This window comes from Staphylococcus sp. NWU MK-U1, from assembly GCF_033283505.1.
In the GTDB taxonomy this organism is placed as follows: domain Bacteria; phylum Bacillota; class Bacilli; order Staphylococcales; family Staphylococcaceae; genus Staphylococcus; species Staphylococcus haemolyticus.
The window spans coordinates 199735-214296 of record NZ_JAVSMG010000003.1 but is presented as its reverse complement, the minus strand read 5'-3'; the positions used below and the strand labels follow the sequence as shown (position 1 = coordinate 214296).

At 33.4% G+C, this 14562-nt stretch carries 14 protein-coding genes and 4 pseudogenes; 10 read left to right on the top strand and 8 right to left on the bottom strand.

Annotated elements, in window-relative coordinates; genetic code table 11:
* Positions 1 to 5: 5 nt before the first annotated feature.
* Positions 6 to 305, bottom strand: a complete 300-nt coding sequence (locus tag SBL16_RS06540) for a DUF2316 family protein (protein WP_107612439.1) — start codon at positions 303 to 305, stop codon at positions 6 to 8.
* Between the two features lie 122 nt (positions 306 to 427).
* Between SBL16_RS06540 and SBL16_RS06535 the strand changes: the two genes are divergently transcribed.
* From SBL16_RS06535 to SBL16_RS06505, 7 genes and pseudogenes are all read left to right on the top strand, one after another.
* Positions 428 to 985 (top strand): TetR/AcrR family transcriptional regulator, encoded by a 558-nt coding sequence (locus tag SBL16_RS06535; RefSeq protein ID WP_107612437.1) that lies wholly within the window; start codon positions 428 to 430, stop codon positions 983 to 985.
* Positions 985 to 1689, top strand: coding sequence for an SDR family NAD(P)-dependent oxidoreductase (locus SBL16_RS06530; protein ID WP_107612435.1), 705 nt, complete (start codon positions 985 to 987; stop codon positions 1687 to 1689). The genes SBL16_RS06535 and SBL16_RS06530 overlap by 1 nt, the downstream gene beginning before the upstream one ends.
* Positions 1690 to 1716: 27 nt before the next feature.
* Positions 1717 to 2722 (top strand): annotated as a pseudogene (locus tag SBL16_RS06525) (amidohydrolase family protein).
* A gap of 73 nt (positions 2723 to 2795) precedes the next feature.
* Positions 2796 to 3631: pseudogene (locus SBL16_RS06520) on the top strand (alpha/beta fold hydrolase).
* 25 nt (positions 3632 to 3656) lie between these two features.
* A pseudogene (locus SBL16_RS06515) lies at positions 3657 to 3860 on the top strand (bile acid 7-alpha dehydratase); the annotation flags it as partial.
* 180 nt (positions 3861 to 4040) lie between these two features.
* Positions 4041 to 4400, top strand: a complete 360-nt coding sequence (locus SBL16_RS06510) for a hypothetical protein (protein WP_223197237.1) — start codon at positions 4041 to 4043, stop codon at positions 4398 to 4400.
* Between the two features lie 4 nt (positions 4401 to 4404).
* The gene (locus tag SBL16_RS06505) at positions 4405 to 5352 is read left to right on the top strand and encodes an amidohydrolase family protein (RefSeq protein WP_317953323.1); all 948 of its coding nucleotides are present in this window, start codon (positions 4405 to 4407) and stop codon (positions 5350 to 5352) included.
* 52 nt (positions 5353 to 5404) lie between these two features.
* On the opposite strand, the gene SBL16_RS06500 is transcribed toward SBL16_RS06505, so the two are convergent.
* On the bottom strand, positions 5405 to 6259 hold the full coding sequence (locus tag SBL16_RS06500; RefSeq protein WP_107612428.1) for a fructosamine kinase family protein: 855 nt from the start codon (positions 6257 to 6259) through the stop codon (positions 5405 to 5407).
* Between the two features lie 230 nt (positions 6260 to 6489).
* Between SBL16_RS06500 and SBL16_RS06495 the strand changes: the two genes are divergently transcribed.
* Both SBL16_RS06495 and SBL16_RS06490 read left to right on the top strand, forming a co-directional pair.
* Positions 6490 to 7557 carry a quinone-dependent dihydroorotate dehydrogenase gene (locus tag SBL16_RS06495; RefSeq protein ID WP_107612426.1) on the top strand — a complete coding sequence of 356 codons (1068 nt, stop codon included), beginning with the start codon at positions 6490 to 6492 and terminating at the stop codon, positions 7555 to 7557.
* Between the two features lie 72 nt (positions 7558 to 7629).
* Positions 7630 to 7923 carry a hypothetical protein gene (locus SBL16_RS06490; RefSeq protein WP_053041323.1) on the top strand — a complete coding sequence of 98 codons (294 nt, stop codon included), beginning with the start codon at positions 7630 to 7632 and terminating at the stop codon, positions 7921 to 7923.
* 52 nt (positions 7924 to 7975) lie between these two features.
* Here SBL16_RS06490 and SBL16_RS06485 read toward each other — a convergent pair whose 3' ends face one another.
* The 4 genes from SBL16_RS06485 to SBL16_RS06470 form a co-directional block, all read right to left on the bottom strand.
* On the bottom strand, positions 7976 to 8692 hold the full coding sequence (locus SBL16_RS06485) for an epoxyqueuosine reductase QueH (protein WP_011274794.1): 717 nt from the start codon (positions 8690 to 8692) through the stop codon (positions 7976 to 7978).
* A gap of 62 nt (positions 8693 to 8754) precedes the next feature.
* A complete protein-coding gene (locus SBL16_RS06480) occupies positions 8755 to 9258 on the bottom strand; it encodes a hypothetical protein (RefSeq protein ID WP_107612424.1) in 504 nt (167 codons plus the stop codon).
* 3 nt (positions 9259 to 9261) lie between these two features.
* Complete coding sequence (locus SBL16_RS06475) at positions 9262 to 9774, bottom strand: DUF3278 domain-containing protein (RefSeq protein WP_317953317.1); 513 nt, start codon at positions 9772 to 9774, stop codon at positions 9262 to 9264.
* Between the two features lie 575 nt (positions 9775 to 10349).
* Positions 10350 to 10943, bottom strand: coding sequence for a TetR/AcrR family transcriptional regulator (locus SBL16_RS06470; RefSeq protein ID WP_053041321.1), 594 nt, complete (start codon positions 10941 to 10943; stop codon positions 10350 to 10352).
* 157 nt (positions 10944 to 11100) lie between these two features.
* On the opposite strand from SBL16_RS06470, the pseudogene SBL16_RS06465 reads away from it, so the two are divergent.
* Positions 11101 to 12788 (top strand): annotated as a pseudogene (locus tag SBL16_RS06465) (CocE/NonD family hydrolase).
* On the opposite strand, the gene SBL16_RS06460 reads toward SBL16_RS06465, so the two are convergent.
* Both SBL16_RS06460 and budA read right to left on the bottom strand, forming a co-directional pair.
* Positions 12752 to 13687 (bottom strand): zinc ribbon domain-containing protein, encoded by a 936-nt coding sequence (locus tag SBL16_RS06460; protein WP_107612422.1) that lies wholly within the window; start codon positions 13685 to 13687, stop codon positions 12752 to 12754. The pseudogene SBL16_RS06465 and the gene SBL16_RS06460 overlap by 37 nt on opposite strands.
* 140 nt (positions 13688 to 13827) lie before the next feature.
* The gene (gene budA / locus SBL16_RS06455) at positions 13828 to 14532 is read right to left on the bottom strand and encodes an acetolactate decarboxylase (RefSeq protein ID WP_037537340.1); all 705 of its coding nucleotides are present in this window, start codon (positions 14530 to 14532) and stop codon (positions 13828 to 13830) included.
* Positions 14533 to 14562 lie beyond the last annotated feature (30 nt).

Genomic DNA, 14562 nt, shown 5'->3' with positions numbered 1-14562 from the left:
CTCTCCTATTGTAAAAACCAATAATCTTCTTTTTCACCTTTTAAATACGTATAATCTTTTGGTTGGTCACCATTCTGTCTAATGTTGTCATTAATTAAATCACGAATATCCCATACTAAGTGTATAAATTTTTGTAATTTATTACCAAAGAACCCATTAGGGGCATCCATGTTTAATACCCTTTCCACTTCTTCTACTGAAATATTCATTTCATTAGCAATATTTTCAAAACTTAATGTTGATTCATGGAAATGTACTTTCAATTCTTCACTCGTCACTTGTCTTTGTTGTTTATTCAACGACATATTAACCCCTCTTTTCAAAAATAATTTAAATAAGCCTTTATATTTGTAATCATCATTAACAAGATTTATAATAAACGGACACTTATCCGTTTGTCAACGAAATCAATTTAAGAGGTGATACGATGCGTAAAGATGCATTAAAGAATCGACAACGTATAGAAGATAAAGCGCTTGAGTTATTTAAATCTAAAGGCGTGAATAATGTGAGTATGAATCGAATATCTAAAGAATTAAATATCGGTATGGGGACGCTCTACCGACATTTTAAGGATAAAAGCGATTTATGTTATCGCATTATAGAACATGATTTTGATGATATTATGAACCAAATGATAGAAATTAAATCACAGTATACGTCTAGAACAGACATCATGGCTCATTCTCTTGATATATTTTTAAAATTCAAAACGGACAATAGTGATTTATTAAATTGTATTGAAGGTAAAGACAATGCCAAATTATTCCGTTCAAGCAACTTCTTCAAACATTTAAATCAATATTACTTTGATTTGTTTAATGATTACGGAGATGAAGCATGGGCTATATTTAAAACAGATATGCTTTTAAAATCTTTAACAACTAATACATTTGAATTTCAAAAAAACGAACGACAACTCACTAATGAAACTTTTAGAAATAACTTAATCAAACTATACTTGCCAAATGAGGTGACGCAATAATGGAAAGAATCACGTTAATAACTGGCGGAAACAAAGGCTTAGGCTTTGAAACTGCTAAATCACTCAAAGCTGAAGGACATAAAATTTATATTGGCTCTAGAGATGCTGAGCGTGGACGTAAAGCTGCTGAAGATCTAGATGTCGAGTTTGTTCAATTAGATGTCACTGATGATGATTCCGTCCAAAATGCATTTAAAACCATTCAAGCGCAAGAAGGACGTCTAGACGTATTAATCAATAATGCTGGTATTTCAGGTGGTTTTAAAAAACCTGCAGAGTTAACAGTAGAAGATGTTCAAAATGTTTACAATACTAATGTCTTTGGCATCGTTAGAATGATGCACACATTCATTCCACTCTTAGAGCAATCCGACCAACCTGTCGTAGTCAATGTAAGTAGTGGTTTAGGTTCATTTGGAATGGTAACTAACCCTGATACACAAGAATCAAAAGTGAACTCATTAGCTTACTGTTCATCTAAATCCGCGGTAACTATGTTGACAGTGCAGTATGCGAAGGGACTACCTCATATTCAAATCAATGCTGCGGATCCTGGTTCAACCAACACTGATTTAGTTGGTGACTTTAGTAACAACGCTAAACCAGCATCAGAAGGCATTATCCCTATCGTTAAACTTGCCACTATCGATAAAGATGGTCCTACAGGTACATTTATTGATGGTAATGGCACAATGCCTTGGTAATTATTTAAATTTTAGGAGGCTTTTCTAATGAAAAGTATTAACTTTGAAGAACATTATGTTGTAGAAGAGATTCAAAAAGAAACAATGAAATATATGTCATCTGATCCTAAAGGCGTACCCATGAAAACAATGCTTGAAGGTCTTGAACAAAAATCAGGTTTCACAGATGCTGATGAAATCTCATATCATGATAAACGTATTGATTTTATGAACAAACACGATGTCGAAATGCAAGTACTATCATACGGTAATGGTGCACCTTCAAACTTAGAAGGTCAGCGTGCAATTGATTTATGTAAAAAAGCGAATGATACATTAGCAGAATATGTTGAAAAAAAATCCAGAACGCTTTGTTGGATTTGCGACTTTACCAATTAATGAACCAGAGGCAACAGTTGAAGAATTTAAACGTTGTATCAATGACTTAAATTTCAAAGGTGCTTTAATTATGGGTCACCCTAAAAATGGTTTCCTTGATCAGGACGAATACGAACCATTATTTGCGGCTGCAGAAGAATTAAACGCACCAATCTATTTACATCCATCTCCAATTCAAAGTGATGTATATCAAGCTTACTATAAAGGTAACTATCCTGATGTAACAGCAGCTACATTTGCTTGTTTCGGTTATGGTTGGCATGTAGATGTAGGTATTCACGCAATTCATTTAGTACTTTCAGGTGTATTTGATCGTCATCCAAACTTAAATATTATTATTGGACATTGGGGCGAATTTGTACCCTTCTTCTTAGAACGTATGGATTCAATTTTATTTGCAGATCACCTACAACATCCAATTAGTCACTATTTCAAAAATAATTTCTACATTACACCAAGTGGCATGTTAACAAAACCACAATTTGATCTAGTTAAAGCAGAAGTCGGTGTTGATAGAATCTTATATTCAGCTGACTATCCATATGTAGAACCTGACCAACTTGGAACTTTCTTAAGCGATTTAGGTTTAACAGAAGAAGAACAAGAGAAAATTAGTTATACCAATGGTGCTAAATTATTGGGTTTAGATAAATAATCATATAACTACAATCAAATAATAAATCATACAAATTCAATCGCATAATCAAACTTTATCGGAGGTTTTATAAATGGAAACATTAGAATTACAAGGCGCTAAATTACGTTATCACAAAGTGGGTAATGGTCCTGTTATCATCTTCATCCCTGGTGCAAACGGAACTGGAGATATCTTCATGCCACTTGCACAACAATTAAAAGATAAATTCACTGTTGTCGCTGTAGATCGACGTGGATATGGACAAAGTGAATTAACTGAACCACTACCTGAGGAAGCAATCAATCCAGATAGTCGTTACCGAGTTAAACGTGATGCGCAAGATATCGCTGAATTGGCAAAATCATTAAGTGATGAGCCAGTATATGTATTAGGTTCAAGCTCCGGTTCAATCGTAGCAATGCATGTTTTAAAAGAACATCCTGAAGTTGTTAAAAAAATCGCATTCCATGAACCACCTATTAATACATTCTTGCCAGATGCAAAATATTGGCAAGATAAAAACGCCGAAATCATTGATATTGCAATAAATGAAGGTATGCCTCAAGCTATGAAATTATTTGGTGAAACATTACAAATAAGTAAATTAGACCAAGAATACATGTCAAAACCAGCAGAAGCTGAAAGTGATGCTAATAGCCAAAAACGTTTCGACGAGATGTTAGGCTGGTTTAAATATGAAATTCGTCAATACACAGAGTCTGATATTTCAATAGACGATTTCAATAAACATAAGACATTATTACTTTATTAAATGGTTTAGCTTCAAAAGGTTCATTCCCGCAAGAAGTCAACTTCTTCATTTCTGAAGAAACTGGCATCAAAATTATCGACATTCCAGGTGGTCACTTAGGATACGTTCAAGACTCTGAAGGTTTCGCTAAAGTATTACTTGAAATGTGGGCTTAATTGGAATTAAAGGAGTGTCATTATAGTGCTTTTCACTAGAAATAAACCATATACAAATGAAACGTTACTAGCTAAAGAAGATATTCTTGAGCTCATTCAATTTGAACGTTTCTGTCGTGATAATGCCCTTTGGGAGAGTATGGAAACATGTTTCGCAGATGATTCTTATATCAATATTTCTTGGTTCAAAGGAAATGGTAATGAATTTGTCGCTTCATCCAGGATTCTAGGACATAAATAGTGTAATATTGTTATTTTGCAAATTCGCAGTAGCTGACTGAACTGAGAAGACGCTTAAATCAAGCTTCTCTCAGTTCTCGTCAGCCTTGCGGGGGTGGGAAGACGAATTTAAAAGAATTCTGTCCCACTCCCTCAAATTTGGATTAATGACACGCGTGCTGTAGCGATTATGCAAGCGACCATTCAAACACGCCTTCCAATTCAAAATGTTGAAATGGAATTACAATCAGATGCTAAATTGGTATATTGTCTCGAACAAAATCAACAAGGCGTTTGGTATATTACTCGTCTTGAATGTATATATGAGAAAGATAGCTTAACACCAGTTAAACCAACAACGATTAATCTACCAAAGGATGACTTTACAGATTATCGTCCAAGCTATGCTTGCTTATCTTATGCATTAAATGCCATTGGTTATGATGTAAACAGTGAGTTACAAGGTATCGATAGACCAAATGAAGTCAATGCGTATTATGATGAAATCGATGATTGGCTAACTTTTAAAAACGAAAAGAAAGAAGCGTAAAAATATGAAAAAAATTGATTTACATGCTCATTATATTTCACCTGGATTCTCGAAATTTCTAGATGATTATTTCGATGGCAAGGGAGACGGTGTAGCAACACCGAACTTCTCTCCTGAAGGTTATTTAGATTTAATGACACGTATGGATATTGAATATGGAGTATTGTCTATTTCAAGTCCCCATATTAGCGCTGCACCAGATGATGAAATGGTTGATTTGGCTAAAGAAGTCAATGCGTATGCTTCTGAATTTACACATAAATATCCAGAACAGTTAGGTTTCTTTGCGACGTTACCACTGCCATTAGTGGATGAAAGCATTGAGACGATTGATACTGCATTAGATAAGCAAGGTGCTTTAGGTTTCACTTTACCTACGAATGCACGTGGTATTTATGTTGGTGATGACCGCCTAAATAAAGTCTTAACTAAATTAGATGAGCGTCATGCCGTTGTTGCACTTCATCCGAATGAACCTAAGCCTAATATAGAAGCAATGAGCGACGTTGTTCCTGCACCGTTAATGGAATTCATCTTTGATACAACACGTACGGTCATTTATATGAGTCAAAACAATGTGTTTAGCAAATATCCAAATATTAAGTGGATTATTCCACATTGTGGTGCGTTACTTCCTGTTATTGCTCAACGTGTTGCAATGGGTAATAAGATGTTTGGAAGTGAACGTCAACCTGATGATTTAGAACAAGTTATGAAAGAGTTATACTTTGATTTAGCTGGAAAAGTCCTACCTTATCAGCTTCCAAATATTGCTCAATGTGTAGACATGGATAAAATTGTATATGGTTCAGATGCACTTTATACAACCGATCAAGTTGTTACGATGTTAGCTGATGAACTTGAAAAAACTGATTTAGTATCACATCATGAACTTGAGAAAATGTTATATGATAATGGTAAGCAGTTATTAAAAACAATTAAAGAAGATTAATAAGCATGAGCGGCACGGGTATCACTGTACCTGTACTGCCCATGCTTATTTTTTACGCCAATATTTCATCCATTGATCGATTTACGCTACTAGCGTACATTCCACCAAATTTTAGTAAATGGACCATAAATAAATATAGTCTATAAAACTCTAAACGCTTACGAGCACCTTTTCCTGAAGGATAGTGCTTCTCATATTCGTCATAAAATTCTCGGGTAAATCCACCAAATACAGTAGTGATTCCTAAATCAAACTCCCTATCGCCATAAAACGGTGCAGGATCGAATAAAGCGGGGCTACCATCTGTTAAGAACATATAATTGCCACCCCATAAGTCTCCATGCAACAATGACGGTTTACTATTGTGATTTTCTAGTTCATTTACCATCACTGTACGGACTTGTTCATAGACTTTATTATCTTCGTCATTCCATAATCCTTTCCGCATGAGTTCATCTCTCAAATGATCCATGCGACGTTCGACAAAGATTTCAATCCACGAATCAGACCAAGTATTATCAAATGAAATATCTCCACCTTCATGAGGTAAATCAAATCCAAATTTGCCGTCAGATTGTTGCTGGCTATGCATTTTGGCTACTAATTGACCTAGTTCTCGTTGACTACCGGTCGTTCCCTCATCTAAGTAACTCAATATTAAGAAAGCATCACCATTAATTTCACCGCTATCAATCACATGTGGTGCTGTAACTCCTGCTTCTTCAAAAGCGTTAAGTCCAGCAATTTCAGCAGCATAGAATGATTTATCACGATTGCGTTGAACTAACAAGAAATACACGTCATCTTCTGTAATTACTTTGAATGCTTCGTTCACATCTCCACCACTCATCGGCTTAATGTCTCGTATATGGTTTAATGGTAATTGTTCTTGCCAATCTTTTTTCATGATGTTTCCTCCTTCGAATACATCTTCTCACTTTATTATTATATTTCCTGAAAAAGGACTATTTAATCGTAAGCATATATATCCACATTTAAGTTGAGGCAAATTTTTAAACAGTTTCTAAATTAACTATGCAATTATTGTTGAACATGCTAGTCTTAGAGAGGAATGTTTTTTCAATGATATTAAATGAGGATAGTAAGCCTCAAATACAATGAAACAGGAGCATTAAAATGTATAAATTAATTAAACCACTATTATTTAAATTCGACCCTGAAAAAGCGCATGGCATGACCATTGATGCTTTAAAACTTGCCCAAAAACGCCCCTTTTTACTACCTATTATGCACAAAATCTTTAACTATGAAGATCCTTCTTTAGCACAAACAATTAAAGGTATCACATTTAACAATCCAGTTGGTTTAGCTGCTGGCTTTGACAAATCTTGCGAAGTACCTAAAGCACTTGAAAATGTTGGCTTCGGTGCACTTGAATTAGGTGGCATTACACCTAAACCTCAAGATGGTAATCCAAAACCTCGTATGTATCGTCTAGTTGAAGATAATGCATTAATCAATCGTATGGGCTTTAATAATATTGGTATGAACAGAGCATTATGGAATTTACGTCGCCATTCATACAATATCCCTGTTGGCTTAAATGTTGGTGTAAATAAAACGACACCTTATAATGAGCGTTATCAAGATTACATTAAAGTAATTGATACATTTAAAGCTGATGTCTCATTTTTTACAGTTAATATAAGTTCACCAAATACTGAGAATTTACAAAGTTTCCATGATAAAGATGAATTTTCAATGTTATGCAAAGCTTTGAAAGACTTTAAAGCCAATACAGAAGTAAATGTCCCTATTTTCTTAAAATTAACTTCTGATTTAGAACTAGATGGTTTTAAAAATATTCTACCAGCAATTACTGAAACATTTGATGGTATGATTCTAGCGAATACAACTCGTAAGCGTGATGGTCTCACTTCTTCTAATAAAGTAGAAGATGGCGGATTAAGTGGACAACCCCTTTTCAAAAGAAATTTAGAGTTAGTGAAATGGGCATATCAACAAACAAATGGCGAATTCTTAATTATCGGCACAGGCGGTATATTTAGTGCTAAAGATGCCATTCAAATGATGCGAAATGGTGCATCTCTTGTTCAAATCTATTCTTCATTAGTTATTGAAGGTCCTGGTTTGACTAAGAAGATAAATAAAGACATCGCTGCTTACTTAAAGCAACATAATTATAATTATGTGAGTGATATTATTGGATTAGACGCGAAATAATATAGCTTTACTTAATTATAAAAAGTACTATACTTAAGCCAAAGATAACAAGTTTACCGGAGGGGTATACGTATGACTGCAGAAGATAAAAATACAAAACAAAATGCAGACCAACCGTCTAAAAGTAAAGAACAGCCTTCAAATCAAAATGATAAAGTGACAAAAGATGACGATAATAGCATTGGCTATAATGGCGAAAAGAAGACCGCACTTGATCTTGAAATCGAACGCGAGTTGCTTGAAATGATGGAAAATGAAGATCCAGAACCTGAGAAGCAGAAAAAAGGTTTAAAAATTGCAGGTATCCTATCTGCATTTGTGATTGCCATTCTAGCCATTATACGTTTTATTAATCGAACAATATAAAATACGACTCCTAATTTGAAAAGATTAAACTTCAAATTAGGAGTCATTTTCTTTAAAATTGCTGTAAAAAGTCTTTAGCTTCTTGATTGATTTGTTTAAAATCAATGCCTTGAGCCATCGCTGCGAAGACACATCCACAATAGCATTGTCGAAATATATGATAGTCATTACACATCTCTATTGAACGTTCATAGCCCTTATTTTTCTTGAAGTCACTCGGCAAGTAGCTCACGTCATATAAATGTTGTACTTCCATACCCAGTTCATTTATAAGTTGCGCATTCTTTTTAGGTGATAGTGTGAGTGCACTTCCAAAGTAGTCATACCCGTATTTCACAGCAGCTTCAGCAACTAGCTCCAAACGCATTTCGAAACATGCTGTACAACGTAACCCTCCTTCTGGTTCTTCAGTGAGGCCACGTGATTTTGCCATTTTCATAAACTCATGCGGTTTATATTCCGCTTCAATATATTTAACATTCTTTCCGGTTCTCTCATTAAAATCATTAACAAATTGTTCCTGAACTTTTGCACGTCTTAAATATTCATTTTTAGGATGTATATTGGGATTCGCAAAATAAATTGCCACGTCAGCATACTCCGTTAAATATTCTAACGTATAAGTGCTACATGGCGCACAACAACTATGTAGTAAGATTTTAGGTCTTAAACCTTCCCTTTCCCATTGATTAATTAATTTTTTCAATACCCTATCGTAGTTGATTTTTTGATTTTTCATTTTAGCAATAATTGGATCAGCTTTTAACATAAAAATGACTCCTTAAGCATTATATAAATTTATTATATAATAATTAAGGAGTTGAATAATAGTTAATATTCTTTTTTGAGCATAATCATATAGTAAATAAACATGATACCGCCGAATAGCACACCAGAAAATGCACATTTGATTAATTGTTCTTTGAAGTCAAATCCGTCATTAAAAATATAAGCGAAGATAACCCCCGTAATAATAAACATCACCGTTGCAAAATAAACGACGAAAAACGAGCATTTTATTGCAAGCTTTTTCACCCATTGTTTGTATTCTTCAGCTGAATGAGCTTTTAACTCATCTAAACGGTTTCTTCTATTAATCCAAAGAGATACAAACGTTAAAATAACACTTAACGCTAATAAGCATATTGTTCCAAAATTCACTGTTTCTCTCTTCATATCAATAACCAAACTTATTGTACCTAAGATAACTATTGTAATATATGTCAATAAAAACATAACCGCTAACTTATGTTCAAGCACACCTTGCTCACGCTCATCACGACCTGTGGGATTTTGAGTGAACCAATTAAATAATATTTGACTAAATTTATCCATTTCTTAATCCCCCTCACCATATTCTTTAACAATTTTACCTTTTCCAACGAAATAACTTATTACGCCGAAAATTAAAGCAGAAATAAAATTAAGTGTTATGAAAAATCCTAATTCAATCTTTTGATCTGAAAAATATAGTCGCGTTAAATTAAGTAGGCTCATAATTACACCGAACATAATTCCACCGAAAATACTGCCTAACTTATGCTTCTTTAATAGTCTTTGATATGCTTCTTTAGAATAAACTCGATTTTCATCTAAATTATTTTTTCGGATGCCTCTCGATAAGAAAATACTAGCAATAAAGAATAAAACAAATATACCTATGGTCGGTACATTAACATGTTGAACAACATAATCATTAATTAAACTTATAAAAGCTAGGATTAGTAAGCCTAAATAAGTGATAATAAATGTTGTAGTGACGTGTCCGTATAATTCTTCTTTTTCACGTTCATCAAGTTCAGTCGTTGTACCGATGATTCGATTAATCATCTTATCTCTAAAATTAGTCATCCTCAACCACCTCAAGATTATTGATAACCCTTTATGTAAAATATAAACGACATTAAGATGAATGTCAAATATAGCCGACACACACATTGATTAATTTGCTTAACATCAAGTGTTATGCTAAAATATCTTTAATAAAAAACACCTAGCACGTTTGTGACTTGGTACTAGGTGTAAAAATAAAGGACATATTACTGACTTATAGGTAAGCCAATATGTATCTCCAATTTCTATTATTGGGCTAACGTTTTCTTAATTGCGAGTTAAGAAAACGTTATTTTTTATACTTTATTTCAAATATTAAAATAATTATATAACCCTAGATACATAGAATGTCATTTAATGGGAGATGAACCATTATATCTATTGTCATCATGCTCCCCCCTCTCTCACAATTGGATTTATAGAGTTAGAGATACATAACAACGTAATAGGTTCCCTCATTTTTATGCGTTTCATTATACATCGTATGCTATTATATAAAACTCAATAATATATGCTTAATTCAACAATTTATAATAATCTTTTTAAAATTAAAAAGCTCCTAATCACTAATATCAGTAATTAGAAGCCATACATTATTTATTAATCTCTCTTTGTATAATTGTAGCTGGTCCATTATTAACAATATCATAGAAGTATTGAATTAAATCTTCTTTAGGGATGCGGTTACCATCCTCAACCCAATGTCTTAAGAACGATAATCCTGCACCTGAAACATAGCTCATAAAATATGAGAAAGGTATACCACTAATATCACCATCTAAATTAGTAAAACTATTTAAATAGTTCGTTAGCAAGCCATATAATTTTTCATGCAATCTAGATTCCGTGCCTATTTTGAACATTAATTGATAAAACGTTATATTTTCTTCAATATGTACAATAAGAAATTCCATTATGTGTCTTAAGTCTTCTGTTGAGAACTTTCCACCACTACTCTTTTTACTCTCTTTAATAAAATTACGCACAATATCTACATGTTCATCTTCCATCTTATCTAGCAAGTCATATTTATCTAAATAATGCGTATAAAACGTACCACGATTAATATCAGCTAAATCAGAAATTTGTTGTACAGTAACATCATTGAAATCATACTTATGTAATAAATCTATGAATGCTGTTTTAATCGCTTGTTGAGATTTTCTAATTCTACGATCTTGAGTCATTTGATAGACCTCACTTTAAATGTTTGTTTTTGTACAATTATATCGGCTTTGTTGGTTTTCGTACAATTGCATGCATATTGATTGTTGAAACGTTCAACGTCACGGTTTAACATAACCTTGTATTCGAAATGAGCTTTTTAAAGAGAGGATGAAACATATGATTAACAATAATTTAGGCAATCCACAATTAGAAGTAACACATGTTGAAGATGTAAAAGATGGCATCAATCAAATTGTTGTAGATAGTATTCAATATGGAAATCAAGAAATGATTATGGAAAAAAATGTTCCAGTAACTATGAAAGATGGCGAAATATTATACGTCAACATCTTCCGTCCAAAGAAAGATGGCCAATTCCCAGTTGTCATGTCAGCTGATACTTATGGTAAAGACAATAAACCAAAAATTACAAATATGGGTGCCGCTTGGCCTACATTAGGTGCTATACCTACTTCAAGTTTTACACCTGAAGAATCTCCAGATCCTGGCTATTGGGTGCCAAATGATTACGTTGTAGTTAAAGTTGCACTCAGAGGTAGTGCAGGTTCAAATGGCGTATTATCACCTTGGTCTAAACGTGAAGCTGAAGACTATTACGAAGTTATAGAATGGGCCGCACAACAAGAGTGGAGCAATGGTAACATTGGTACAAACGGCGTGTCTTATTTAGCAGTAACACAATGGTGGGTAGCATCATTGAATCCCCACATTTAAAAGCGATGATTCCTTGGGAAGGACTAAATGATATGTATCGTGAAGTCGCATTTCATGGTGGTATTCCAGATACTGGTTTCTTCCACTTCTGGATACAAGGTATCTTTGCTAGATGGACAGACAATCCAAATATCGAAGGCCTAATTCAAGCACAACAAGATCATCCATTATTTGATGATTTTTGGAAACAACGTCAGGCACCATTATCTAATATCACTACACCATTGTTAACTTGTGCTAGTTGGTCTACACAAGGTTTACACAATAGAGGTAGCTTTGAAGGCTTTAAACAAGCAAGTTCTAAAGACAAATGGTTATATATTCATGGCCGTAAAGAATGGGAAAGTTATTACGCAAGAGAAAATCTTGAAAGACAAAGAGAATTCTTTGATTATTACTTAAAAGAAGAAGACAATGATTGGTTAGAAACACCTCGTGTAATTTACGAAGTACGTGATCAATTCTATCGTGGTGAATTCAAAAATGCTGATCAATTCCCACTTCCAAACACAAATTATAAAGCACTATATTTAAATAATTCAGATATGTCATTAAGTAAAACACAAGTATCAAATGACTTAGTCGCTGCATACGATTCTGAAAGTGATGACGATGAATTACGTTATGTTTATACTTTCGAACAAGATACAGAATTGACTGGTAATATGAAATTAAAACTGTGGGTAGCTGCAGAAAATGCTGAAGATTTAGATATCTTTGCAGGCATTAAAAAGTTAGACCGTCGCGGTAATGAGGTGCATTTCCCTGATTTCAATCATATTGAAAAAGGTCAAGTCGCAACAGGTTGGTTGCGCGTTTCTCATCGCGAACTAGATGAAACGAAATCAACAATTGCACAACCATGGCATACACATGAACATGAACAAAAAGTTAGTCCAAATGAAATCGTGCCAGTCGAAATAGAATTATTACCATCTGGTACATTATTTAAAAAAGGTGAGTCATTAGCAGTTGTTGTTAAAGGTAACGAAATTATCAAAGGTAATAGCACTCCTTTACCTAATATGAAAACACGTTATGAACACGAAGATACAGTAAACAAAGGCAATCACCTTGTTTATACTGGTGGCGATTATGATTCACACTTAATTATTCCAGTAATTGAATAATTATTTAAAGTAAAACCAACATTAAATATTTTCCTTTTCTCAATACCTAAATCATCATATCGATGAATGATAGTTGAACCAAATAAATGTAAGGCAAATCCAATAATAACAAAGAAAATCATAACACTATAGAAACTCGCAAAACGTAACGTATGATTTACACTATATTTTGAAATTAAATACACTGATGATGTTAAAAGTAAAATCACTGAAAAGGCAATCAATATACCACTGAAAATATACATTTCAAGGAAAAACACAATAAATCCTAAAAATAGTATACTTACTGATAATGTATTAACTAATATATAATCAGATAAAATCTTTTTAAAGGAAATGCTTTCTACTATCATTAAGCGAATAACGGCGAATGTTACGATAAATAAAAACGCAAGTGCTAGCATAGTAGTTAATACAAATTTCAAGATAATTGTTGCAGTATCAACAAAATAACCATCAAATAAACTTGCTGAAAGTAGGTGTAATAACATTCCCAATATAAGTAAACCAATAATAACTAATGATGATAGCAAAGTAATACTAAATGACTTATTCCCTTTCATCACTACATCATGAGAAGTAAAAGCTTGCTTAAAAAATTGCTTACTTTCATTAAAGGTCGATTTCACCTTAATCGTGAATGGACCTTCAGCATAACGGTGTTCATAAGACATATATCTATGTGCAAATTCACCACGATCGTACTCACTATGATTCTGTTCTCCATTAATTTGTTCTTGCTTAATAGCTGTAGAATGACTTGTAGATTGAATCTCCGAATTGAATGATTCTGTTGTCGATTGCGTTGATTGAGATAATGAACCATTTAATTTATTACCACAACTACCGCAATATTGATCTCCTTGTTGATATGTCTGACCACAATTTGGACATTGCATTAGGGCTACCTCCATAAATATAAAATTCTAAATCATTATACCATTATTTTATATTGTGTCATATATTATATTTTATAAATTAAAAAAAGAAAGATGAATTCAATGAGGATTCATCTTTCAACTTTAGGTATGATTATTAATTATTCAGCTTCTCTAATCTCTGCATCTACATCTGCATAATCAATTTCTGTTTCTGTAAATGTTTTATTATTAACTGGGAAATGTTGTTCGAATGTTTCGAAATTCTGTATTTCAACAGTTACATCGTCTACTTCAAAGTCTAATACATGACCACCAAAGTTGCGATCATCATTAGCAAAGTGAATATGGAAGCCAGCTGATCCAATACCGTGGAATAATTCTGGAGTGAAGAATCCAATAATTGTTCCTTTAATATCTTCACGCGTTTCCTCTGGTTGTCTACGTGCTGAATCAATTAATCTAGTGTAAGGTGGTTCTTGTTTAGGCATCATGCGTACGTGCATTTTTTTAAACGTACCACTTATTTTCACTGCAGAGAATAAATTATCACTTAGCATATGTTCTTTAACTTCGTTTAACACTTTTTCAGAGTTTTTATTTGAAGTTTGATATGTTTGATCTGCTTCAAAACGAGTAATCGTTGCATATGGCGTCATTTCATCACCATTTAGTTTCTTAAACTCCTTATGCTCGTTAGCATGGAATGCTTCACCATCTAAAAAGATAACCTCACCATTAGAACCTGTTAATGTAGCTAGTCCTGAATCACCATGTTCTAATAGTTCATCGATAGACGCAGTTCCTTCTAATAGACCTGCCATTAATGTACCTAAAGTACCATGTTGATATAATACGTGACTCATTGAATATTCACTCCTATGTTTGTTTGACTA

Excerpts from the sequence above, each read along its gene's own strand:
- SBL16_RS06470 (WP_053041321.1), bottom strand. The coding sequence starts at position 10,943 with ATGACTCAAGATCGTAGAATTAGAAAATCTCAACAAGCGATTAAAACA.
- SBL16_RS06495 (WP_107612426.1), top strand. The coding sequence starts at position 6,490 with ATGTATAAATTAATTAAACCACTATTATTTAAATTCGACCCTGAAAAA.
- SBL16_RS06500 (WP_107612428.1), bottom strand. The coding sequence starts at position 6,259 with ATGAAAAAAGATTGGCAAGAACAATTACCATTAAACCATATACGAGAC.
- SBL16_RS06535 (WP_107612437.1), top strand. The coding sequence starts at position 428 with ATGCGTAAAGATGCATTAAAGAATCGACAACGTATAGAAGATAAAGCG.
- budA (WP_037537340.1), bottom strand. The coding sequence starts at position 14,532 with ATGAGTCACGTATTATATCAACATGGTACTTTAGGTACATTAATGGCA.
- SBL16_RS06540 (WP_107612439.1), bottom strand. The coding sequence starts at position 305 with ATGTCGTTGAATAAACAACAAAGACAAGTGACGAGTGAAGAATTGAAA.
- SBL16_RS06530 (WP_107612435.1), top strand. The coding sequence starts at position 985 with ATGGAAAGAATCACGTTAATAACTGGCGGAAACAAAGGCTTAGGCTTT.
- SBL16_RS06510 (WP_223197237.1), top strand. The coding sequence starts at position 4,041 with ATGCAAGCGACCATTCAAACACGCCTTCCAATTCAAAATGTTGAAATG.
- SBL16_RS06505 (WP_317953323.1), top strand. The coding sequence starts at position 4,405 with ATGAAAAAAATTGATTTACATGCTCATTATATTTCACCTGGATTCTCG.
- SBL16_RS06480 (WP_107612424.1), bottom strand. The coding sequence starts at position 9,258 with ATGGATAAATTTAGTCAAATATTATTTAATTGGTTCACTCAAAATCCC.
- SBL16_RS06490 (WP_053041323.1), top strand. The coding sequence starts at position 7,630 with ATGACTGCAGAAGATAAAAATACAAAACAAAATGCAGACCAACCGTCT.
- SBL16_RS06475 (WP_317953317.1), bottom strand. The coding sequence starts at position 9,774 with ATGACTAATTTTAGAGATAAGATGATTAATCGAATCATCGGTACAACG.
- SBL16_RS06460 (WP_107612422.1), bottom strand. The coding sequence starts at position 13,687 with ATGCAATGTCCAAATTGTGGTCAGACATATCAACAAGGAGATCAATAT.
- SBL16_RS06485 (WP_011274794.1), bottom strand. The coding sequence starts at position 8,692 with ATGTTAAAAGCTGATCCAATTATTGCTAAAATGAAAAATCAAAAAATC.